This window comes from Eubacterium callanderi (genome assembly GCF_900142645.1).
In the GTDB taxonomy this organism is placed as follows: Bacteria; Bacillota; Clostridia; order Eubacteriales; family Eubacteriaceae; genus Eubacterium; species Eubacterium callanderi.
Window position 1 is genome coordinate 43,486 of the sequence record NZ_FRBP01000008.1, and the last position, 22,714, is coordinate 66,199.

Here is a 22,714-nt window from a genome sequence, read left to right on the forward strand (position 1 = left end):
TTTTGGCGCTAATAAGAATGATTTCACGAAAAACAAAAGACAAACCCAGCCGATTTTTTGAAGCGGTAAAATACTGTGTCAAAAATGCAAAAGTTAGCTTGGAAAATGGGGATCAGCTTAAGCATTCATGGAATTGCAGCGATGACCCGGCGGAAGCTTACCAGCTTATGCGCACTACTCAGCGACTTTATGATCAGCAAAATGCCGACTTCTTGTACGTTCATTTTATCCAGAGTTTTCCAAATGATCAGGGCATTTTACCAGATTTGGCACATGAAATAGGCGTTGAGCTTATCAACAGCTTGCCGGAAATATTTAATGGTTTTGAGATCATTATGGGAACGCATATGGACACAGGCACCTGGCATAATGACTTTGTTTTGAATCGAACAAATTTTTTAACCGGTAAGCGTTGGCATCAAAGTAAGGAAGATCTTAGAAGATTAAAAGAAAAATCCATACAGCTCTGTGAGGAAAAGGGCATTACCCTCAGTTGGGTAAAAGATAAAGGAAAAGCAACGATTTCGACGAAAACACGTGGTGAGTTTGAAAACCAAAAAAATAATACTTCCTGGAAAACGGAAATGTATAAAACCGTGATCTATGCGCTTGATCAATCCTCAGATAAATGGAGCTTTATGCTTAAAATGCAGGAGTTTGGCTATCGGACGAATTGGTGGGATGATCGTGATTATGTAACATTTATCAACCCGCACAATTTCCGATGTAGAAGCACAACACTCAATCCTGAATGGTGCAAAACTAACCTTGAAAATTTGCTTAAAGAAGATAAGGAAGCTTCAAAAACGGAAAGGCACAGAAGTGATTTTGGCGATAAAAAAGCCCTTTCTAAAGACACACAAACGGCTAAAGGAGTTGTCAATTATGCCATTCAGCACGCAACAAGTCGTGAAGATTTTATTCTTTTCCTCAAAAATAAAGGATATGATGTGACTTGGATCAATGAGCGTAAAAATATCACCATCAAAAAAGAGAATAAGACCTTTCGTTTAGTCACCTTAATGCGCCCAGAGGAATGGGACAAAGAAAAATTGATGGCGCAGTTTGAAAAAAATCGTTTATTAGGTGATAATCTGAAAGTCGAAAATAGTCATATTAATCCGGATCGTGATCAACAGGAGGATCTCTTTGATTTCAATGATATAGATAAACAGCTAAAAGCAAGCTTTAATCAATCGATGCGTTATTCACTGAATGAATCTGAATTGTTTAACCATATGCAAAACTTGGGTTACCGTATGGTTAAAACAACCGATTCTTATGAAATCAAAGTGAATGATCATTTGACTGTGCCAATTGAGCGTCTGAATCGGTATGGTGATGGCGATTTTTGGACTATATCGAAGATGAAAGATACTTTTGATCGAAATACCTACTACGAGAAAAAGGCTCCTGTAAAGTCAGAATATGAGAGAAAAAAATATGTAAGGACAGTGGGGGTCTGCCGAAATGTACGCAGTCAAATCGCACATCAAATTGAAGCGTATCACGCATCTGCAGGCGGCATGCAATACGAACAATTGGAAGGTCAGGCGCTGAAAGAATTAGCCATTCGTTTGGCATCGTCCGAAAAGATGGATTGGGAATCAAAAGGTTATGATTATGGAAAAGACAGTGAGAGGTGATGACTATGGATATTGATTTCTACCCGGATAAAAACAGGGTTATTCGTTTGATAAAAGAAGTCGCGAACGGGCAATATAAAGGTGATTTAAATGCGGTTTCGAAATGGCTGGAAAGTAGTGCTGAGCTCGTTGGTGTAAACTTTTTTAAGACAGAAAAAGAAATATCAATAAACTTTGGATGTATGCGGAAAATGTATGATGATATACATGATGCCTATCCGGTATATATGGATACTTTTAAGAAAAAAATAACACAGAACAGTGTGTTTATGGTGGACTTAACACAGAGTAAGCCTTTGGACTTTGAGCAGTATCTCGACGAAGATGAAACTAAAGACAGTCTTGTTGGAGAAATAATTGTCACGATGAGTAAGGACTGGAATCACAGTGCAAGTGTGGCCACTTTGCAGGAATATGTCCTTGCCCACATAGATTCAAAAATTGATTTGCTTCAAAAGCAAATTATGCCAGAGGATAATTTGAATTTATATCGAAACCATGTAATTATCACAAATCTATTACGAGAGAACAAGGACGAAATTGAAGGATTCTTGACAGAAAACCAATTCTTTGATTTTTGGAGAGGTGGAAGGTATGAGCGATATGAGACGCTTCAGAATGCTGCCAGCAGTTTTTCTAATTGCCCCGAAGCCTTGAAAAGTATTGCTAATCTTTTGACAGATGAGCAGGTAAACTTTTCTGCTTATCACGCACATAAAACAACCATAAATCCCAGTGAAATCAGTTTTAATAATGATTTGATTAACGAAACGATTGCTTCGCTTGAAAACTATAGAGAAAGATATAAGCGTGAAACCGGACAGTTGAATATATTGGATGAAAAATATAATTTTGATTTGGAAATGGATGAAGAAAGATAAGCCATGGATTTTCTAATAAAACAGTGTATAATTAATATAAAAAAGAGGAGAAGTTAAATGGAAAAAGCTAAGAAAACAATCCTGGAGCAGATAGCGCCGGAATTACAATATGTTCAAAATGGAGATTATCGTATTCCAAACATAATTGATTCTCCAAAGGAAGGAAAGAAATTAAATCGTTGGGGTCACCAATATGCTGAATACTTTAGGGGTATTCTGAAAGGAGGCCCTTACGATTTTGCGCTGATGGAAGGCGTCCTCAATCAACACTGCTACGAAGTCGGTGAACGGGCGGAGGAAATGTACCAGAATATCCATTGTCGGATGTGCGAGGAAGAAAAGATAGAAGAAATTAAAAAGACCGACTACCGGCGTGCGGTAACGCTTTTAGAAAAGATTCAAGCGGAAGCCGAGGAAGTCGTACTGCAGGAAGTTGTCTATGACGATGATCTTGACTGGCTTCCAGAAGCGTGATGATCTGAGAGGATCGGATTAATCGAATAACCATACTGAATGAGCCAACACCACAGAAATGTGGTGTTTTTTTATTTTAGAGAGGTGTAGAGTTGAAATACTATGAAGCGCTAGAGATTTACAATGACATATGCAAAAAAGTAATTGAGAGCCCAGAGGAGTGGATGCAGTTTTTAGACGCATCGCAGGGAATCTATAAATATTCGTTTAAAGAACAGCTGATGATCGCTGCGCAGCGTCCTGATGCGACGGCAGTCGCGGATATTGCATTCTGGAACAAAAAAATGGGACGCTATGTGAAAAAAAATAGCACCGGAATTGCGGTTTTTACGGAGAAAACAGATTCAAATCAAAAGCTGCGTTACGTTTATGATCGAAGCGATACCGAACTATCGTGGTACGGAGGACACGAAGTCCATCCATGGCAAGTTGAAAAAACGGAAGACTATGCCATGATTGCTGACGCCATTGTCAATGCCACGGGCATCGAAGTGCCGAATGAATCTGCTATTGAAGATGTTTTTTACTATGTAACGGCCGCCACTGTATCGGATCAGGAGGATGTAGATGAATTGGTGGATAGCACTGCGCTTAAGGGGTCAGAACTATCGAAAAAAGAAAAAACGATCAAAGCAGCTGCCTAAGTGCCTTGATCGTAGCTTCAGCCGCCTACTTGATGATTGGCCGGTGCGGCTTAGATCCCAGAGCTTATATCAGCAGAGAGGAATTCAAAGAAGTTTCTTTATTAACCAGTAAGAGCGCTTTAATCAATTTTGGGAACATCTACACAGATTATGCCCAGAGTATTCTCCAATTTGTCGAAAAAGAAAGCAACAAGCTGGCCATAAAGCACCGCAGAGATGAAGCGGAAAAAACGACAGAAGCAGAAGAAATACCGCAGGCCGAATCTGAAACAAACCCGCCGGTTCATGAACCGGACGTCGAAGATCAAAAAGAAGAAAATACACTGGAGGAAATTACGCCAGGTGTGCCGGTAGAAGTCGAAGTGCATGGAAAACCGGATCAGAAACAGCTCACACTGTTTGAGCCGCTGCCGAGCATCGAGGAGCAGCGGGGGACGTTGGCCACAGAGGCCCCAAAAGCAGCCGACATATCCGAAGGCTTGATGACAGACGCGTTAATCAATCGTGTTCTGATGAGCGCTGGCGGCGGAAGAGGTGCAGCTGACCGTCGACTTGAGATTGCCGCTTACTGGCAAAAAGGGCACTCTATCAACGATTTTGCTGCTTTTTTAGAAGATAAAATTGGAATAGCCGGACAGGGATTTCAATTTGACGGCAAAAAACTATGTGCATGGTATGACTCCAACGGTTTGAGACTATCCTACTTTCCGTCAACTGTTGAAAATCCCATGAAGACCCTGACATGGACAGAAATTGCATCGAGAACAGACCGTCTCATACGCACTGGAGCATATTTATCTTCTGAGGAAGTTGATGCCATTCGTCAGCATGAGCTTAAAAGGATCGGTGAAGAAATCTATTTTGTTTTCAGAGATACCATAGCAGATATGCATAAAGATATATTTAACGATCTTGCTCCGTATTCTGGTGCGCCAGAGCATTTTGTATATTTTGAAAAGATGCTTAGTTCACCCCAAGGCGTGAATCAACTACTGGCTGTTCTAAAAAGCGATATAGATAAAATTAAAACAGGTGAGATTAAACTTCGATCTAGACTGGTATATACGCCAGAATCGATAATGGAGGAACTTGAAGATCTATTAAAAGATCCCAAAGAGATTCAAAAAACAGAAAAGGTAAGCCTCCTTTATGAAAATTTCATTACTCAGGACGAAGTTGACTATGCTTTAAAAGAAGGAGGAAATGTCGAAGGTAGTTTTAAAAGAATTTACAATCATTTTAGTCAGCATAAAAAAGATGCTAAAGATGATAGTGCTTTTTTAGCAAAAGAATATGGCGAAGGTGGAACATTTGGTCGTAAAACGATTGAAAATATTCATTACGCACCATCAAAAGGAATTGAAATCGCCAAAAGATTGCCGAACGGCCAGAAGATAGAACTTAACATTAATTATCGACAGGTGGCCAAACGTATCCGTTACTTAATTGAGCACAATCTTTTTCAGACACCTGAGCCGCAGCGGTCAGTCATGCCAGCAGAGCCAACGGAGCAACAGGAGCCAGCCGGGAATTCAGATGAAAACCACGGAGAGTATGATCAACCCGCAGAGAGGTTCGAAACACCCGATCCGGAAACCGATGTTGAGGCGATCAAAGAAGAACTCAGCCAGGTTATTGAGGAAATCAAAGATGAAAGAGCGGCTGAACAGGCGCTGCATACTGAATTGATCGACAAGTATGGGCAAACAAACGGGCAGGCAAAAACACTATTTGATCAGTTCCAGAGCCTTTTTCCGGAATTTCTGGATAATGACTGCTTATATGAGCGCCGGGAGACCGAAAACGATGCTTTTATGCCATTGGTACTCGAAAAAATTGCATACGATACTTCATACAATACTTTTGTCATGACCCACTATTATCGCCAAAACGGGGATCTGGTCACAGACCCGGAAATTGTTTATCTTTTCGATGTCGAAAAAAAAGCATTAGTGCCATTGACCTATGAAAACGGTGGTTTAGGTATCTATCAATCTGTGATCGAAGAAGGAGAGATCAACGAGGGCTTAGTTCATTCCCTTCAACAATTTTCTTCCTCCTGGCTGGATAACATATCCGAGCAAGGATACCAACCGGTTAAGAGGGTGGTCAACCGGGAAGGCGAGGAAGTCACCATTGATTTTACCGAGGCAGAGGTCATCCCGGAGGATGCGGAGGAAGGACAGGAAACGGACGAAGCAGCATTTTCTAATGCAGCGGAGATCTCCAAGTTGCCCACAGAGCCAGGGGAAATCAAGGAGGAGCGCGATAGCCCGACGCATCCCATTCGTCGCTTTATGAGAACCTGGGGCTTAGAGAACTGCACGACCTTTGAAAGCCTTGAAATCATGATGCAACACCACCAGCCAGGGAAACAGGATATGGATGATCGTGGCGAACTGTCAAACCTGATGAACAGGGCGCAACAGGATTACGCTCAAACAGCCAATGCTGATGTAGCAGCCCTGTCCTGGATAAAATACCGAAACGCTTTTCGCCAAGATTTTTATGAACTGGCAGACGACATCTGTCAAGGCAAAGCGACCGAGAAGGTCACCATTGGCTTTACCGAAGCGGAAATAATCCCGGAGGATGCGGAAGAAGAATCGGCAACCGACAGAGCGGCATTTTCTTTTGATCAAAAAAAAGAAAATACTGAGGAATCTCCACAAGAGACAGGATGGACGCCAAAATTTGAGGTATCCCAGGGTGGAAGCAATGATGAACCCCAGAATCGCCAGAGCGATGTTACTCCGCAGCAAGGTGAGAATTTCATCATCGGGCCAGATACTGGCGATTCGCATTTTAATCCCACCGAGCGCATCCGAAAAAACATCGCAGCCATACAAATGCTGAAGCAGATTGAAGCCGAAGGCCGAATGGCAGATGATGATGAAAAAGCCGTGATCAATGCTTACGTTGGATGGGGCGGCCTTGCGGATATTTTTGATCACCGGAAACAGACCTGGAAGGAAGAAAAAGAAGCACTGAAAAGTATGCTCTCACCGAGTGAGTATGCAGCAGCTGAGGGCTCCATTCTAAATGCCCACTATACCGATCCGGGGATTATCTCAGCCATGTATGAGGCCGTTCAGCTTTTTGGTTTCTCGATTGGTAACGTGCTGGAACCCGCATGTGGAACAGGCCGTTTTATTGGCACAATGCCCATGGCATTGCGTGAATCCAAAGTCTACGGTGTGGAGTTGGATGAGCTGAGCGGCCGCATGGCCAAAGCACTATATCCGAAGGCAGAGATTACCATAAACGGCTTTGAAAATACACATTATCCGATCAATTTCTTTGACCTGGCCATTGGAAATGTGCCATTCGGAAACTACAAAGTAGCAGACACCAAATACGATAAACTGAATTTTCAGATACACGATTATTTTATTGCCAAAACACTCGATCTGGTACGTCCAGGCGGCATCATTGCATTCATCACCAGCAAGGGAACAATGGATAAGCAGAACAGCAGTGTTCGTCAATATATTGCGAGACGGGCGGAGCTGATCGGCGCGGTACGCTTACCGAACAATGCCTTTTCCGGCGCAAATACGAAAGTAACCGCGGATGTGCTCTTTTTCCAGAAACTGGAAAGTATGCGTGATTTGAATGCCATTGACTGGATTGATCTCAAAGAAGATGAAAACGGACTGAAGTATAATGCCTATTTTGTTGACCACCCAGAGTATGTCGTCGGTGAAATGGTGGAAATCTCAGGGCCGTATGGCTCGGAGCTTGCTTGCCAGGCAGCTAAGGGCAGCGATACCATTCAGAATGTGCGTGACGTTATTTTTGATATGGCTGTTTCGCACCGAAATATCTATGAAAACCGGACAATGGCAGAAGCGACCCAAGATCAGGACGTCATTCCAGCGACTCCAGATGTAAGAAATTTCACCTATACGATGGTGAACGGCAGCATCTATTATCGAAACAATTCTGTTCTGATCGAGCAGGAGGTAACCGGCACAAAAGCCGAACGGATCGAGCACCTGATTGAAGTACGCGACGCAGTATACCGGTTGATCGACGCAGAAGTCTCGGGTGAAAGCCCCAGGCTTATCAAAGAATACCAGAATGAGCTGAATCGGATTTATGATCATTTCGCCAAGAAATACGGCAGAATCGGTCGTCAGGCAAATAAGCTGGCTTTTTCCGAGGACTGCACTTACCCGATGCTGCTGTCATTGGAAGTCAATGACGGCGAGGGCAATTTTTTAAGAAAAGCTGATATTTTTTCAAAGATTACCATCCGCCAAAAACAAGAAATTGATCACGCGGACAATCCAGTGGACGCTTTATCCATCTCACTAGCAGAAAAGGGCGGTGTCGATTTTGAATATATGCAGCAGCTGACCGGTGAGGATGAAGGAACCCTGCAAAGCGGATTAAAGGGATTCATTTTTAAGAATCCTGAAAGTGATACCTGGGAAAGTGCGGATGCCTATTTATCCGGAAATATTCGTCAAAAGCTTTCAGCAGCTCAGGCAGCCGTTGAAAAGGGAGAAGAAACATACCTGGAAAATGTGGAAGCCTTAAAAAAGGTCATGCCGGAGCCATTAAAGGCATCGGAAATTTCCATCGTGATGGGGAGTACCTGGGTTGATAAAAAGTATTATGAACAGTTTCTGTTTGAGCTTTTACAGCCTGCGGAACGGATCAAAGAAAAGATTGAATTGTTCTACTCTGAGGAAACAGGCAGCTGGCAAATACTCGGAAAGAATTTAGATTTTGGAAATATTCTCTCCCTGCGCACCTATGGTACCGAACGCGTCAACGCCTATTACCTTTTCGAGTCCTGTATGAACCTGAAAGACGCCAAAATCTATGACCTGGTAGACAATAAAAGGGTTGTAAACCAGGATGAAACGGTACTCGCCAATAATAAGCAGAAGCTAATCCGTGAAGCTTTTAAGGACTGGATTTATGAGGACTTTGATCGGCGCGAGGATCTGGTCAATACGTATAACCAACTTTTTAATAATAATCGGCCAAGGGAGTATGATGGCAGCAATTTGCCTTGTGTTGGACTCAATCCAGATATTATGCTTCGGCAAAATCAATTAGATGTTGCGGCACGGATCATTTATGGGGAGAATACAGGCGTTTTTCATTGCGTCGGAGCTGGTAAAACGCTGGCCAGCATTGTCGGCATCATGGAAAGTCACCGGTTAGGTCTGACGCACAAGGCGCTGTTTGTGGTTCCAAATCACCTGATCGAGCAATGGTCAATCGAATTTATGCGCGCTTATCCGGCTTCACGAATCCTGGTATCCACCAAAAAAGATTTTCAACCGATTAATCGCAAAGTCTTTTGCTCAAAAATCGCAACGGGCAATTGGGATGCGGTCATTATCGGACAAAGCCAATTTGAAAAAATACCGGTTTCCTTTGAGCGTCAGGAAAGGTTACTAAACGAACAGATCGACGCCATTGATCTTGAGATAGATTTTTCAGAGAACCAATACACGAAAAAGCAACTAATCGCTGCCCGGAAAAGAGTAGAAGCAAGTCTGAAAAAGCTGACCGATCAAAGTAAAAAGGATCAGGTCATTAACTTTGAGCAGCTGGGCATTGATGCATTGGTAGTGGATGAGGCGCAGCGGTACAAAAACCTGTTTACCTACAGCAAAATGGGCGATGTCGCAGGTATTAACCAGACCGATTCAAAGCGTGCCTCAGATATGCTCATGAAGTGTCAGTATATGGATGAGATAACCGGCGGCCGGGGGATCACTTTTCTGACAGGCACACCCGTCAGCAATTCGATCTCTGAATTACACACCATGATGCGCTATTTACAGGCAGATCTGCTGCGTGAACTGAGGATGGAATCCTTTGACAGCTGGGCATCGGTCTTTACCGAAAAAGTCACAAAAATGGAGCTGGCGCCGCAGGGTGGAAATAACTTCCGGATGAAATCGCGTCTCGGAAAATATAACAACCTGCCTGAGCTGATTTCCTTTTTTAAGAACAGCGCGGATATTAAAACGCCAGATATGCTGAATCTGCCGGTGCCGATGGTACACTTTGAAAACATCGTTTTAAAACCATCACCGGCGCAAAAGGCTTTAGTCGAATCCCTTGGAGCGCGTGCGGATCGCGTCCATGCCGGTGCAGTGGACCGTTCCGAGGATAATTTCTTAAAAATTACTTCGGATGGCAGAAAGGCAGCGCTCGATATCCGTCTCTTCGATCCCGATCTTCCTGAAGATGAGTACAGCAAAGCCCAGGCCATTGCACAAAATGTCTTTAAAATCTGGTCTGAAACGGATGGCGCACAACTCGTGTTTTGTGATTTGTCGACACCAAAACCGGATCACTTCAATGTGTATGATGATATTAAAAGTAAACTCATACGTTTGGGGATACCCGAAAAAGAAATCGCCTTTATTCATGATGCAGGCACCGATAAACAGAAAACAGCATTATTTAAAAAAGTGCGAAAAGCTGACGTTCGGGTACTGATGGGAAGTACCGAAAAAATGGGCGCCGGGATGAATGCGCAGGACAAATTAATTGCGCTGCACCATGCGGATTGTCCGTGGCGGCCAGCGGATGTAGGACGGATTTTGCGGACATTCAAAATAAAAAAGAATGTGGAGGTAACAGACAATGGCAAAATCATTATTTGAGGAACTGGGCGGCAAATACGAAAGGCAAGGGGATTATTTGATACCGTGCTTAACTGTACCCGCCGAAGAAGAACAGGCAATAGGCATCTGGGGGCAACGGCATTTAGATTATCTAAAACAGTACCGTAAAGTTACATACACCAATCTTCTTACAAGCGGCAGGCTAAACGCCTACCTTGCCGACATCAACAGACAGGCACAGGAACGCTTTGAAAGGCTCATAGAGGGTATGAAACAGGCACAGGGCATAACGGAACAGCTAAAGGCAGAAAACGCCTTAGAATGGACAGGATGCCTCAATAACATAAGGGCTTGTGCGAGGGAGATTGTGGAAAAGGAAATTATTTTTGCATAAACAGATGATTAGTGGCAGGGGGAAATCCTGCCGCTTTTTCTGCTTTAGTTTGTCAGCTTGACAAATAAAGGGTTAAGGAATATAATTAGATTCAGTATTATACAAGGAGTTAATAAATATGCGGCAAGGTATTCTTAAATAAACTGTCAATTTGATAGTGGGAACAAAAAGTAGCAGTCTCGTTTCACTTTTAATATGGGGCTTAGTTTTTTGTACCCAGTTTAAGAATACTTTTATCATGTAATTTTATATGCCCGAAAACATATAAGTGTTTTGGGGCTATTGGAGTTATTTACCCAGTGATAGGAGTATTTATCACTGGGTATTTTTATGCCCTTTTTTGGGTGTTGATAGGAGGAAAATCACATGAAAATAATTAACTTAGGCATTCTGGCTCACGTTGACGCAGGAAAGACAACATTAACGGAAAGTTTATTGTATACCAGTGGTGCAATTGCAGAACTAGGGAGCGTAGATGAAGGCACAACAAGGACAGATACAATGAATTTGGAGCGTCAAAGGGGAATCACTATCCAGACAGCAGTGACATCTTTTCAGTGGGAGGATGTAAAAGTCAACATTATAGATACGCCAGGCCATATGGATTTTTTGGCGGAAGTATACCGTTCTTTATCCGTATTAGACGGAGCAGTATTATTAGTTTCTGCAAAGGATGGCATACAGGCACAGACCCGTATACTGTTTCATGCACTACAGACAATGAAGATTCCGACAATTTTTTTCATCAATAAAATTGACCAAGAGGGGATTGATTTGCCAATGGTATATCGAGAAATGAAAGCAAAGCTTTCTTCGGAAATTATAGTGAAGCAAAAGGTTGGGCAGCATCCCCATATAAATGTAACGGACAATGACGATATGGAACAGTGGGATGCGGTAATTATGGGAAACGATGAACTATTAGAGAAATATATGTCAGGGAAACCGTTTAAAATGTCAGAACTGGAACAGGAAGAAAACAGGAGATTCCAAAACGGAACGTTATTTCCCGTTTATCACGGAAGCGCTAAAAACAATCTGGGGATTCGGCAGCTTATAGAAGTGATTGCCAGTAAATTTTATTCATCAACGCCTGAAGGTCAATCTGAACTATGCGGGCAGGTTTTTAAGATTGAATATTCAGAGAAAAGGCGGCGTTTTGTTTATGTGCGTATATATAGCGGAACATTGCATTTGAGGGATGTTATTAGAATATCTGAAAAAGAGAAAATAAAAATCACAGAGATGTGTGTTCCGACAAACGGTGAATTATATTCATCCGATACAGCCTGCTCTGGTGATATTGTAATTTTACCAAATGATGTTTTGCAGCTAAACAGTATTTTGGGGAACGGAATACTGTTGCCGCAGAGAAAATTTATTGAAAATCCTCTCCCTATGCTCCAAACAACGATTGCAGTAAAGAAATCTGAACAGCGGGAAATATTGCTTGGGGCACTTACAGAAATTTCAGATGGCGACCCTCTTTTAAAATATTATGTGGATACTACAACGCATGAGATTATACTTTCTTTTTTGGGGAAAGTGCAGATGGAAGTCATTTGTGCCATCCTTGAGGAAAAATATCATGTGGAGGCAGAAATAAAAGAGCCTACTGTTATATATATGGAAAGACCGCTTAGAAAAGCAGAATATACCATCCACATAGAAGTCCCGCCAAATCCTTTCTGGGCTTCTGTCGGGTTGTCCATAGAGCCGCTCCCTATTGGAAGCGGAGTGCAGTATGAAAGCAGAGTTTCACTTGGATATTTAAATCAATCGTTCCAAAATGCGGTTATGGAGGGGGTTCTTTATGGCTGCGAGCAGGGGCTGTATGGATGGAAAGTGACAGACTGTAAAATCTGTTTTGAATATGGATTGTATTATAGTCCTGTAAGTACCCCCGCAGACTTTCGGCTGCTTTCCCCTATCGTATTGGAGCAGGCTTTAAAAAAAGCAGGGACAGAACTATTAGAGCCATATCTCCACTTTGAAATTTATGCACCGCAGGAATATCTCTCACGGGCGTATCATGATGCTCCAAGGTATTGTGCAGATATTGTAAGTACTCAGATAAAGAATGACGAGGTCATTCTGAAAGGAGAAATCCCTGCTAGATGTATTCAAGAATACAGGAACGATTTAACTTATTTCACAAATGGGCAGGGAGTCTGCTTGACAGAGTTAAAAGGATACCAGCCAGCTATTGGTAAATTTATTTGCCAACCCCGCCGCCCGAATAGCCGTATAGATAAGGTTCGGCATATGTTCCACAAGTTAGCTTAACAGCTTGCAAAAGTCATATAAAATGAGATTTGAAAGGATTAGAGACTAATTATGATGAAATGCGAATGGATATTGTGTCCTGTTTGTGGGAACAAAACCCGTAATAAAATTAGGAAGGACACTGTTTTGGAGAATTATCCCCTTTATTGTCCAAAATGCAGACAAGAAAGATTGATTAAAGTTGACAACTTGAAGATAACTGTCATCAAAGAGCCAGACGCTTAAGACGCAGAGCCGATGAAATTGTGGAACAATTCACGAATCATCGGCTCTTTTTGTTTCGTATTTGAAAGAACAAACTCACCAAATAAAAAAAACGATATTCGGGTGGGTTATTTTGTTATACCCTAAATTACCCTCTGAATTTGTTTTTAAATTTGGAGGGATTTTTTTATGTCCTTTTTTCGGGCAGTTATCTATCTGCTCATACGAAGCAAAATTTATCAATACATAGCATATCAGAGAACGGCAGGAAACCAGTTAAAAAAATTTCTGCCTATGCAACGGCACTTCCTGCCTTGAATGTAGAAGTACAATCTCCATACAACAGAATTAATATTTCCCATAACCGTAAAGGTCATAGAGCCTTTGCGGTTTTTCTTTTGTCGATTTTTGTTGGAAAGTGCCATAGGGCTATTAGTGGTGTTAGGTGTCGTTCGCCACCTCTCCATCTGGATTTTGAACATTTCAAAAATTCAGATGGGAGGTACTTACAGTGAAATACGCACCGAGAAAGGTATATATCAAGGAAAGCGGCAGATATGTGGAACTGTCCTATACGGATTTCTGCCGCCGCAGGGAATCCGACCAGACCTATATGGACAAGCTGTTTATCCCCATTCAAGGCTGTCTGCTTGAAGTCGTGAGGGAGCAATACACGGACTTCTACCGAGATAAGGAACGGTGGCGTTATCTGAAAAAATTAGATACGAAGAACAGCCTGCTTTCTCTGGATGGATTTACGGACAGCGAGGGGAAGCCTTTAGACTTTATCGCTGATGAAGCGGCAGACATTGCGGAAACCGTTGTCAATGCGGTTATGGTGGACAGGCTGAAAGCCGCCCTGCCTTTGCTGTCGGATAGTGAACAGGAATTGATACAGGCAATCTTTTTTGACGGACTTTCTGAGCGTGAAGTCGGGGCGAGGTTCGGCATAACCCAGAGCGTTGTGAACAAACGCAAAGCCAGAATCCTAAGAAAACTAAGAAAGATAATAGAAAATTAAAATTTAAGGCGTTCAGCCCCCTTGTTTTTTCCTTTGGGAAAATGAGGGGGTTTTTCTCTGCCCTCTCAATCAATTCTGATTGGAGGAAAAGAAGCATGGCATATAACCACGGACGGGAGGACAGGAAATGGCGTATCTGGAAAGAAGCGGAGGAAAAGCTGCTGCGTGAGTGCGGCGTTGATGAAGCGACCATTGAGCAGATACGCATTGCGGACAGGGCAGACTTCAATTCCAACAGGCGGTTTTACCGATGGACGAATGACATTGCGGAATACCTTGAGGACATGGCAGACAGGGAGCGGCAGACGGAAGTGGGTACGGTTGCGGAGTTACTGGACGAGATTGAGAGCGAAAATCTCTATCAAGTATTAGTCGCGGTGGACGGGCGTACCTTGAAAATCGTCCTGCTGAAAATGCAGGGGTATTCCACAAAGGAGATTGCCCCGCTCGTGCATTTGACGACTGGTGCCATCTATGCGAGGTTAGACCATCTGCGGAAGAAGCTACGAAAATTTTATAGCGTCTAAAACAGCCTGCCGTCCTGCGGGCTACTGGGTGAGGGATGGAAATCCCCTCACTTATTTTTTGCAGGAGGCAAGCGGGATGGCATACAGAGTTAAGGCGTACACGCTTCGGGAGGAATCCACGGAAAGCGGCACAAGGTATTTTATCAGCTTTAAGGACGGGCAGGGCAAATCCCACGAGTTGGAAGTGTCGGAACAGTTCTTTATGGAGTTTCGGCAGATGGAACGCAGGAACAGGAATCTCCTCCAATGGGACGAGCGGCACAGGGAGTTTTCGGAAGTATGGGACGAAACGCTGAACAGGCGGGCGTTGAAGCTGCCTAAGAGCATAGAGGAACAAATGATTGAGGCAGAACGGGCAGAACTGCTCTGTAAGGCGGTTGACGGACTGCCAGAGATACAAAGGCGGCGTTTCCTGCTCTACTACGAGTATGAGTTCAATTTTTACCAAATCGCCGCTATGGAGCATTGCACCGCTTCGGCAATACAGAAATCTGTTGCGATTGCAAAGGAGAAAGTAAAGGCGGAAATGAGGAAGTATCTCCAACCGTGACCGACACCGCCCGAAAAAGAAATCTGTTTTTTATTTGTGTGGGATTGGCGGCATTACATACTCTCACTTTTTCTTCGTGGGAGTAAATCTATTTTTAAGGAGGTCAACGCCTATGTGCAACGAAAACAAAAACACCGCCCGAAAGGAGGAAAGCCATGCAGAAGTTACAGACAGTCAACGCCGAAACGCTCCTTTATGAACCGCTTGAGAAGCCGTCCTTTGTGGTGGACAGCCTTATCCCCACAGGCTTGTCGCTGTTCTGCGGCTCACAGAAGATAGGAAAGAGCTGGCTCATGCTGAAGCTATGTTTATGCGTGTCGCAGGGACTTCCCTTGTGGGATATGCCGACAATGGAGGGCGACGTGCTTTACCTCTGCCTTGAGGACACGTTCTGCCGTATACAGGACAGGCTGTTCCGATTGACGAACGAAGCGAGCAGGCGGCTTCACTTTGCCGTGGCAAGCTGCAAGCTGTCAGACGGTCTTATCGTGCAGCTTGAAGATTATCTGAAAGATTACCCAAACAGCAGGCTTATTGTCATTGACACTTTGCAGAAAGTCCGTACAGCTTCAAAAGACAATGCCTACGCAAGCGACTATGGGGACATCTCACTAATCAAAGACTTTGCCGACAGGCATTCATTGGCGGTCATTGTCGTACACCACATCCGAAAGCAGAATGACAGCGATGTGTTCAACAAGGTGTCTGGGACGACAGGCTTAACGGGGAGTGCGGACGCTACCTTTGTTCTGGAAAAGGAGAAACGGGCATCCGACACCGCCAAGCTGTATGTGACGGGCAGGGACACGCCCTATCAGGAATACACGCTGCGTTTCCGTGATTGCAGTTGGGAACTTGTGGAGAGAAAAACGCAGGAGCAGCTTGCGAAAGAAACGATACCAGACGTCCTTTTTCGGTTGGTGGATTTTATGAGGGATAAGGAAGAATGGGCAGGCACGGCAACGGAGCTGTTAGCCGCTATGAGGGAAACGGAAACCATACCCACGGTGATTACGAAATGGCTCAATGAATACCGCACCACATTTTTAAATGAGAACCATATCGTTTATCAGTACAGCCGCAAAAAACACGGCAGGCAGATTTCGCTTGCAAAGCGGGCGGGTGACAGCGGTGACGGTGGTGACAGCGATATTGGGATACCCCCTGTTACTGTCATTGACGCTTAAAGCCGTGTAAAGCTGGCGACTCTGCCCTGCGGGTGACAGCGGTGACGGCGGTGACAGTGATTTTAGGATACCCTGCCGCTGTCATCCCTGCGGGAGAACACCCCGTAAACGCAAAGTGCAGGCGTAGGATTTACCCGCCCTTTTCGGCGTGTAAAACCACCCCTGCGGTCAGAAAAATCCTTCCGATTTTTCCGACTGCGTTTACAGGGTGTAACACACTACACTTTGCCCTGCAAAGTCGTGTGCCAGACGTTCCCTCTGGACTCCCTTATGGCAGGTCTTACGCCCTGCTTATCCTACGCTCCACGCTTCGGATAAAAGAATGGCAGCATGACGGTGACGGCTCTTGCGAGGGGGTATTCCAAAAACACCGTCATCATCGACATGACCGTCATGCAGGGAATAAGGGTGACAGTTGAGGCAGTCGGTAGGGGGTATCCCAAAACTGCTGTCACCGCCGTCACCGCTGTCACCCAAAGGGCAGTTTACCCGCCGAAGAAAGGAAGATGATGAATTATGCCCTATGCAATCCTGCGTTTCCAGAAACGCAAAGCGGGCGGCGTTGCGGCTTGCGAACGCCACAACGAGCGTAAAAAAGAAGCCTATAAAAGCAATCCAGATATAGATATGGAACGCTCGAAAGATAACTACCATCTTGTGAATCCGCCGAGGTACACCTACAAGAAAGAGATTAACCGCATGGTAGCCGAAGCAGGGTGCAGGACGAGGAAAGATAGCGTGATGATGGTGGAAACGCTTATCACGGCTTCGCCAGAATTTATGAACAGCCTGCCGCCCAAAGAACAGAAAGCGTATTTTACGATGGCTCTGGATTTCATTTCAGAGCGTGTCGGGGAGAAAAATATCCTCTCCGCAGTCGTCCACATGGACGAGAGAACGCCGCATATGCACCTCTGTTTTGTGCCGATTACACCAGACAATAAGCTGTCTGCCAAAACAATTTTAGGCAATCAAAAGAGCCTGTCCGAATGGCAGACCGCCTACCATGAGCGGATGTCCTCACGGTGGAATCAGCTTGAAAGAGGTCAGTCCTCAATGGAAACGAAGCGGAAACATGTCCCCACATGGCTCTATAAGTTGGGCGGCAGGCTTGATAAACAGTATGAGGAAATTGTGTCTGCACTGTCCGACATCAACGCCTTTAATGCAGGGAAGAAGCGTGACAAGGCTCTGGAACTGATTGCGGCATGGCTCCCAGACGTGGAGAAATTCTCAAAGGAAATCAGTAAGCAGAGTGCCTATATCAATAGCCTAAAGGAGCAAATCGGGCAGGAATCAGACTATGCGGGGCGTATGCGTGATGAAAAGTATGAGCAGGAACTAAAGGTGCAGAAAGCGAACCAGAAGATATTTGAGTTGCAGAGAACCAACGAGCAGATGGGGCGGCTGCTCTCAAAGATACCGCCCGAAGTGTTGGAAGAATTGCAGAAAAACCATAAAAGCAGAGCGAAAGAAAGGTAGATATGTGAATGAAGAAACAGGATTTTAAGGTGTTAAAGACCAAAGACTTGTACCCGTTTCCCGACAATCCGTTTCATGTGGCAGAGGATGAAACGCTGTCAGAATTAGCGGAAAGCATCAAGGAATTTGGCATTGTCACGCCGATAATCACACGCCCGAAAGAGGACGGGAACGGCTATGAAGTGATTGCAGGGCAGCGGCGTGTCCGTGCGTCTGAACTTGCAGGGATAAATACCGTGCCTGCGTTTGTCCTGCCCTTAGACCGTGACCGAGCCATCATCACCCTTGTAGACAGTAATTTACAGCGTGAGAATATCCTGCCATCAGAGCGGGCGTTTGCCTACAAGATGAAATCCGAAGCCATGAAGCGGCAGGGTTTCCGCACAGACTTAACCTCGTCACAAGTTGTGACGAAGTTGCGGACGGACGACAAGGTGGCACAGGGCTTCGGCGTAGGCAGGATGACCGTACAAAGATTTATCCGTTTGACGGAACTGATACCGCCGATTTTGCGGATGGTGGACGAGGGGAAAATCGCCCTCACGCCTGCGGTGGAACTGTCCTTTTTGAAGAAAGACGAGCAGGAAAACCTCTTTGCCACGATGGAGAGCGAAGAAGCAACGCCCTCACTCTCACAGGCACAGCGGATGAAAAGCCTAAGCCAGAGCGGGCGGCTTGACATGGATACGATATTTGCAATTATGACGGAGGAAAAGGGAAACCAGAAAGAAACCTTGAAAATCAACACAAGCAAGCTGAAAAAGTATTTTCCGAAGAACACAACGCCGAAGCAGATGGAGGAAACCATCATTAAACTTTTGGAGCGTGAATTGCAGAGGAAACGGGGCAGGGACAGCCGCTAATCTTCTCTTTTCGGGAGGTAAATGCAGAAAATTGAGGTATGAAGAATGAAAGAAATCCAGTATGAGATTGTAAAGGAAATCGCCGTATTGTCTAAGGGCGACAGCGGCTACACAAAAGAAATCAATCTTATCTCATGGAACGGAAGAGAGCCGAAATATGACATCCGCAGCTTTTCCCCGAACCGTGAGAAGTGCGGAAAGGGTATCACGTTGAACGCTGATGAAGCAGCAGCACTCCTTGAAGCATTACAGAAAGAAGTAAACAGCGGGGATTGATGGTATCTGATTGACAGGGCGGGGCGTTTCCAGACGTTCTCCTGCCCTGTCTGGAAAGGAAGATTTAAGTATGGGCGAGGATAAGAAAGCAGATAAAAAGAGAAAGCGTATCGTGCCGAAAGCACCAGTTCAGATGATAATCAGCCGTGAATATGTCGGCACGCAGACAGTCACAGAAGCGTTTATCCCGATTATTTCCGAGGATATTCGGAAGAAGATTGCCGAGGGCGACACCTTCGACAATGAGGGGCTGTCCGCTTAGAATGTACGCAATGGAACATGAAAACAGATAGGACAGATATGGAGGTTTTACAGTATGGCAGGAATAAGAATGGAGAACAAGATTTATGAAGTCGGCATGTACTGCCGCTTGTCAAAAGACGATGGCACGGATAACGAGAGTGCGAGCATTGCGACACAGAAATCCATCCTCACGGATTATGTGAAAAAGCAGGGATGGCACTTAGCAAAAACGTATGTGGACGACGGTTACTCTGGTACAAATTTTGTTGAGGTAAGATAACGATACCTTTTTTGCAGAGGGTGTTATCTTACCTCTTTTTGATGTATGTTAGATAGCATAACTCTTTACGTCGGCTCCTATCTGTCTGAAATAGGAGATACTTTCGGTAGGCTTGTCACCTGTATCAACTCTGCCGACAAAGCTATAAAAGATTTCGATTTTGCGGGTGTTCGTTTCCTTATCCAGTTCGTGAATAAGAATACGGTCAATAAATTCATGGACGTTTTCGTAGGTCAGTTCTTCAATCGCTGTGTATCTGCGTACCAGTGCGACAAACCTTTTTACGTCCGCGCTGCGCTCGGTGGCGTTGTCGATTTCCTGTGACAGCTCCGCAATCCTCCGGGTCAGCGTCTTTTTTTCTTCATCATAGCCGGAAGTCAGAAAAGCAAATTGTTCATCTGAAAGTTTCCCTAAAGCGTTGTCCTCGTAGAGCTTGCGGAATAAGATGTTCAGCTCGTTAATACGGTTCTGCGCCTTGTCAAGCTCTTTCCGCTGCTGTGTCAGCGTCTTTTGTACTGCCTTTGCGCTGCACTCGTTGGCTGTTTCGATAAACTCCTGTTCATGCTCTTTCACATAAGACGTTACTCGCTGCAAGTCTGCAAGGACAAGTTCTTTCAATACGCTTTTGCGGATATAATGCGTAGTGCAGAGCATATCATTTCTTGCCCGGTTGCGGTAGTTGCCGCAAGTGTAGGCGTGTTTCCGTTCAAGCGTCCCGGCTCCGCGTACTGCATACATTTTGTAGCCGCAGTCCCCGCAAAAGAGCAGCCCGGAAAACAGGTCAATTTCATCAACCTTTGTCGGGCGTTGCCGGGTGGCAATCCGCTTCTGTGCAAGTTCAAAGGTTTCTTCATCAATCAAAGGTTCGTGAGTGTTGGGGAAGAAATACCTTTTTTCCTCCGGGTTCTTTTTCGTCTTTTTCGACTTATAAGATACCTTGTAGGTTTTCCCGGTTATGGTATGCCCTAAATATTCTTTCCTTGTCAGAATGTCGTACAGCGTCTTATCCGGCCAGTTGTACCATGCGTTGAGCTGTGGGCGGGGGTGGCGTTTGCTCCCTGTCCTGCGGTAGCGCAGTTCCCCGACGGTCAGTATTTCATTGTCCCGCAGCCAGTTCTGGATTTCACACATACGGTCGCCCCGTACATACATTGCAAAAATCTGTTTTACGACGTGCGCCGTTTCCGGGTCGGGTATCAGATGATTGCGGTTATCCGGGTCGATAAGGTAGCCGTAAGGAGCTTCGCCGTTGACGCGCTCGCCTTTCTGCGCCTTTGCCTGTTTGACAGCCCGGATTTTCTTTGAGGTGTCGCGGGCGTAAAACTCGTTGAACCAGTTCCGCAGAGGGGTAAACTCGTTATCTTCCCTTGCTGTGTCTACACCGTCGTTAATGGCAATGTAGCGCACTTCATATTCGGGAAAGACAATCTCTATCAGCTCCCCGGTTTTCAGATAATTACGTCCCAGACGGGAAAGGTCTTTTGTTATGACGGTCGCCACGTTCCCGGCTTCAACCTCATGCAGCATGGCTTGAAGCCCCTCACGCTCAAAGCTCACGCCGGAAAATCCGTCGTCTACGAAAAAGCGCGTGTTGAAAAAGTGGTGTTCGTCAGCATACTTTTGTAAAATCAGTTTTTGGTTCTGTATGCTCTCGCTTTCCCCGGCTTGCATATCTTCCTGGCTCAATCTGCAATATAAAGCGGTAATCTTGTCTGTCTGTAACATTTTGTCCTCCTTTCCGACGACAGACAAGCATGGTATTTGTACTGTCTATATTATACCACATACCGCTGCCTGTGTCATGTATAAAATGTGAAGAAACGCCCTATTTCCGGGCGTTTGCGGGGTTCAGTTCCATGTCTTTGCGAATGAGTTTTTTTATCTTTTTATCCAGTGTGTCCGTTGCGCGTTCACTTGCGGACGAACATACAAGGTAAGTAACTTTTCCTATTTTATGCTCCGTTGTGGTAACGGGCGTTTGGTTTTGCGTCAAAGAAAATCCCCCTTTCTTTCGCAAACATATAATATAGTCTATGAATAGCAGCAAGTCCACTATTCAATAAAACAAAGGCTTTAATCGGACGGTTATTAGCATAACCTCATGGGAATTTCACCCCGGCATGGTTCTCATGCCGCCCTACCCATTGCCTGCGACGCTCTTAACGCTCGGACTGTGGCTGTAAGGAAGTATCATTGTATATTCTGCGTGTCGTCGCCCGCAAGCCGCTACACTTGCTTTCCGGCGCGGTGTTGGTCGCTCGGCTGTCCGGGCGGGGATAACCTCACCCGGATAGCGTCATGGCGCACCCGCCGTATGGCTCGGCGCAAAAGGAACGTATCCGATTTGCCCTATGCTGCGCCGCCGTTATCTTGCGCCGCTTTCTTTGTCAAGGTTCAGAATGGCTTTGCTGCCGCGTCAGCAGCGGAACGGAAAAGGGGGAGAGAGAAAGCGTCCCGCCGCCGCTGCGGTTTATTCCTCTGCCTTAAAGGTGAGGACAGCCATCATCAGTTTTGCTTGCAGCCGTTCCCGAATGTCGTGGTCTACGCCAAAATAGACGTTCCCGCGCTCGTCGTACAGCTTCCGCATGGAGAGGCGGGCTATGTAGCCGCTGAAATGCTGCAAGACAATCTTCATGGCGTCCGGGTCGCCCTTTGTCGCTGCCACAATGACAGGATAAGGAACAAGGGCATTTTCCGGGTAGCCGGGTTCGTTACCATTCGTCCCATTCATCAGCATTTTCCTCCAGATATTTTCTTAATTTCTCAAAAGAGCTTGTCCGCCTGTACTGTATCGTGCTTCTCGACGTGTTGAACAGCTCCGCAATCTCGGTATCGTTCATTCCCTCGAAGTAATACAGCAATATGGCTTTGCGCTTTTCTTCCGGCAAAGTACGGATTGCTTCAAGAAGCAGCTTTGGCGTGATTTTCTTCCCGGCTTTCTCAAAGACGGTTTCGGCGGCTTCACGTTTGAAATATTCATCAAACGTATGAAGCTGCCGCGCTTCGTCTAAGGTCATGTCGGAAAAGGTCACTTCCTTTGCCTTGTGTCTGCGAAGTTCTCTATGGGTGTCGCAAGCTTCATTGTGCAATACCGTATTACAAAACTTCTGAAAAGCACACTGTTTGTAAAACTCCCTGCTATTAGGTTCCACAT

The 22,714-nt window shown here is 45.1% G+C and carries 21 protein-coding genes and 1 pseudogene; 17 read left to right on the top strand and 5 right to left on the bottom strand.

Going from position 1 to position 22,714, the window contains the following annotated elements; genetic code table 11:
* Window positions 1-2 precede the first annotated feature (2 nt).
* The 12 genes and pseudogenes from BUC22_RS11920 (at window position 3) to BUC22_RS11985 (ending at window position 16,416) form a co-directional block, all read left to right on the top strand.
* Window positions 3-1,646, top strand: a complete 1,644-nt coding sequence (locus BUC22_RS11920) for a relaxase/mobilization nuclease domain-containing protein (protein ID WP_073383010.1) — start codon at window positions 3-5, stop codon at window positions 1,644-1,646.
* A gap of 5 nt (window positions 1,647-1,651) precedes the next feature.
* Window positions 1,652-2,527, top strand: a complete 876-nt coding sequence (locus BUC22_RS11925; RefSeq protein ID WP_013380211.1) for a hypothetical protein — start codon at window positions 1,652-1,654, stop codon at window positions 2,525-2,527.
* Between the two features lie 57 nt (window positions 2,528-2,584).
* Complete coding sequence (locus tag BUC22_RS11930) at window positions 2,585-3,001, top strand: TnpV protein (RefSeq protein ID WP_013380212.1); 417 nt, start codon at window positions 2,585-2,587, stop codon at window positions 2,999-3,001.
* A gap of 92 nt (window positions 3,002-3,093) precedes the next feature.
* The gene (locus BUC22_RS11935; protein ID WP_013380213.1) at window positions 3,094-3,645 is read left to right on the top strand and encodes a hypothetical protein; all 552 of its coding nucleotides are present in this window, start codon (window positions 3,094-3,096) and stop codon (window positions 3,643-3,645) included.
* Between the two features lie 5 nt (window positions 3,646-3,650).
* A complete protein-coding gene (locus tag BUC22_RS11940; RefSeq protein ID WP_073383012.1) occupies window positions 3,651-10,286 on the top strand; it encodes a DUF6908 domain-containing protein in 6,636 nt (2,211 codons plus the stop codon).
* The gene (locus BUC22_RS11945) at window positions 10,267-10,641 is read left to right on the top strand and encodes a TnpV protein (protein ID WP_001129922.1); all 375 of its coding nucleotides are present in this window, start codon (window positions 10,267-10,269) and stop codon (window positions 10,639-10,641) included. Before BUC22_RS11940 ends, BUC22_RS11945 begins: the two co-directional genes overlap by 20 nt.
* Before the next feature lie 366 nt (window positions 10,642-11,007).
* On the top strand, window positions 11,008-12,927 hold the full coding sequence (gene tet(O) / locus BUC22_RS11950) for a tetracycline resistance ribosomal protection protein Tet(O) (RefSeq protein WP_002596250.1): 1,920 nt from the start codon (window positions 11,008-11,010) through the stop codon (window positions 12,925-12,927).
* Window positions 12,928-12,978: 51 nt separating this feature from the next.
* A pseudogene (locus BUC22_RS11955) lies at window positions 12,979-13,168 on the top strand (cysteine-rich KTR domain-containing protein).
* A 474-nt stretch (window positions 13,169-13,642) separates the two neighbouring features.
* Entirely contained in the window at window positions 13,643-14,152 is a 510-nt protein-coding gene (locus BUC22_RS11970; RefSeq protein WP_002596252.1) for a sigma-70 family RNA polymerase sigma factor, read from the top strand.
* A 95-nt stretch (window positions 14,153-14,247) separates the two neighbouring features.
* Complete coding sequence (locus BUC22_RS11975) at window positions 14,248-14,679, top strand: RNA polymerase sigma factor (protein WP_002596253.1); 432 nt, start codon at window positions 14,248-14,250, stop codon at window positions 14,677-14,679.
* 76 nt (window positions 14,680-14,755) lie between these two features.
* The gene (locus BUC22_RS11980; RefSeq protein WP_002596254.1) at window positions 14,756-15,229 is read left to right on the top strand and encodes an RNA polymerase sigma factor; all 474 of its coding nucleotides are present in this window, start codon (window positions 14,756-14,758) and stop codon (window positions 15,227-15,229) included.
* 155 nt (window positions 15,230-15,384) lie between these two features.
* Window positions 15,385-16,416 carry an AAA family ATPase gene (locus BUC22_RS11985; protein ID WP_002596255.1) on the top strand — a complete coding sequence of 344 codons (1,032 nt, stop codon included), beginning with the start codon at window positions 15,385-15,387 and terminating at the stop codon, window positions 16,414-16,416.
* A gap of 296 nt (window positions 16,417-16,712) precedes the next feature.
* Here the strand turns inward: BUC22_RS11985 and BUC22_RS22110 are convergent, their stop codons facing one another.
* Window positions 16,713-16,859 (bottom strand): hypothetical protein, encoded by a 147-nt coding sequence (locus BUC22_RS22110; protein WP_200805548.1) that lies wholly within the window; start codon window positions 16,857-16,859, stop codon window positions 16,713-16,715.
* A 73-nt stretch (window positions 16,860-16,932) separates the two neighbouring features.
* Here BUC22_RS22110 and mobV point away from each other — a divergent pair, with 73 nt between their 5' ends.
* From mobV to BUC22_RS12020, 5 genes are all read left to right on the top strand, one after another.
* Entirely contained in the window at window positions 16,933-17,898 is a 966-nt protein-coding gene (gene mobV / locus BUC22_RS12000) for a MobV family relaxase (RefSeq protein WP_002596256.1), read from the top strand.
* 8 nt (window positions 17,899-17,906) lie between these two features.
* A complete protein-coding gene (locus BUC22_RS12005; RefSeq protein ID WP_002596257.1) occupies window positions 17,907-18,761 on the top strand; it encodes a ParB/RepB/Spo0J family partition protein in 855 nt (284 codons plus the stop codon).
* A 45-nt stretch (window positions 18,762-18,806) separates the two neighbouring features.
* Window positions 18,807-19,037 (top strand): YdbC family protein, encoded by a 231-nt coding sequence (locus tag BUC22_RS12010; protein ID WP_002596258.1) that lies wholly within the window; start codon window positions 18,807-18,809, stop codon window positions 19,035-19,037.
* Window positions 19,038-19,107: 70 nt separating this feature from the next.
* Entirely contained in the window at window positions 19,108-19,299 is a 192-nt protein-coding gene (locus BUC22_RS12015; protein ID WP_002596259.1) for a hypothetical protein, read from the top strand.
* A gap of 54 nt (window positions 19,300-19,353) precedes the next feature.
* Window positions 19,354-19,560, top strand: coding sequence for a recombinase family protein (locus BUC22_RS12020; RefSeq protein WP_073383015.1), 207 nt, complete (start codon window positions 19,354-19,356; stop codon window positions 19,558-19,560).
* Window positions 19,561-19,608: 48 nt separating this feature from the next.
* On the opposite strand, the gene BUC22_RS12025 is transcribed toward BUC22_RS12020, so the two are convergent.
* The 4 genes from BUC22_RS12025 to BUC22_RS12050 all read right to left on the bottom strand — a co-directional run bounded on the left by BUC22_RS12025 (window position 19,609) and on the right by BUC22_RS12050 (window position 22,712).
* On the bottom strand, window positions 19,609-21,285 hold the full coding sequence (locus BUC22_RS12025; RefSeq protein ID WP_002569190.1) for a recombinase family protein: 1,677 nt from the start codon (window positions 21,283-21,285) through the stop codon (window positions 19,609-19,611).
* Window positions 21,286-21,385: 100 nt separating this feature from the next.
* The gene (locus tag BUC22_RS22460) at window positions 21,386-21,613 is read right to left on the bottom strand and encodes a transposon-encoded TnpW family protein (protein WP_004613661.1); all 228 of its coding nucleotides are present in this window, start codon (window positions 21,611-21,613) and stop codon (window positions 21,386-21,388) included.
* Between the two features lie 417 nt (window positions 21,614-22,030).
* A complete protein-coding gene (locus BUC22_RS12045; protein ID WP_002569189.1) occupies window positions 22,031-22,291 on the bottom strand; it encodes a helix-turn-helix domain-containing protein in 261 nt (86 codons plus the stop codon).
* Entirely contained in the window at window positions 22,272-22,712 is a 441-nt protein-coding gene (locus tag BUC22_RS12050) for an RNA polymerase sigma factor (protein WP_002569188.1), read from the bottom strand. The genes BUC22_RS12045 and BUC22_RS12050 overlap by 20 nt, the downstream gene beginning before the upstream one ends.
* Window positions 22,713-22,714 lie beyond the last annotated feature (2 nt).

Bases quoted from the DNA above. Each gene is read 5' to 3' on its own strand.
- BUC22_RS11985 (WP_002596255.1), top strand. From the start codon at position 15,385: ATGCAGAAGTTACAGACAGTCAACGCCGAAACGCTCCTTTATGAACCG.
- BUC22_RS11945 (WP_001129922.1), top strand. From the start codon at position 10,267: ATGGCAAAATCATTATTTGAGGAACTGGGCGGCAAATACGAAAGGCAA.
- mobV (WP_002596256.1), top strand. From the start codon at position 16,933: ATGCCCTATGCAATCCTGCGTTTCCAGAAACGCAAAGCGGGCGGCGTT.
- BUC22_RS12045 (WP_002569189.1), bottom strand. From the start codon at position 22,291: ATGAATGGGACGAATGGTAACGAACCCGGCTACCCGGAAAATGCCCTT.
- BUC22_RS11980 (WP_002596254.1), top strand. From the start codon at position 14,756: ATGGCATACAGAGTTAAGGCGTACACGCTTCGGGAGGAATCCACGGAA.
- BUC22_RS12020 (WP_073383015.1), top strand. From the start codon at position 19,354: ATGGCAGGAATAAGAATGGAGAACAAGATTTATGAAGTCGGCATGTAC.
- BUC22_RS12010 (WP_002596258.1), top strand. From the start codon at position 18,807: ATGAAAGAAATCCAGTATGAGATTGTAAAGGAAATCGCCGTATTGTCT.
- BUC22_RS11930 (WP_013380212.1), top strand. From the start codon at position 2,585: ATGGAAAAAGCTAAGAAAACAATCCTGGAGCAGATAGCGCCGGAATTA.
- BUC22_RS12005 (WP_002596257.1), top strand. From the start codon at position 17,907: ATGAAGAAACAGGATTTTAAGGTGTTAAAGACCAAAGACTTGTACCCG.
- BUC22_RS12015 (WP_002596259.1), top strand. From the start codon at position 19,108: ATGGGCGAGGATAAGAAAGCAGATAAAAAGAGAAAGCGTATCGTGCCG.
- BUC22_RS12025 (WP_002569190.1), bottom strand. From the start codon at position 21,285: ATGTTACAGACAGACAAGATTACCGCTTTATATTGCAGATTGAGCCAG.
- BUC22_RS11925 (WP_013380211.1), top strand. From the start codon at position 1,652: ATGGATATTGATTTCTACCCGGATAAAAACAGGGTTATTCGTTTGATA.
- BUC22_RS11975 (WP_002596253.1), top strand. From the start codon at position 14,248: ATGGCATATAACCACGGACGGGAGGACAGGAAATGGCGTATCTGGAAA.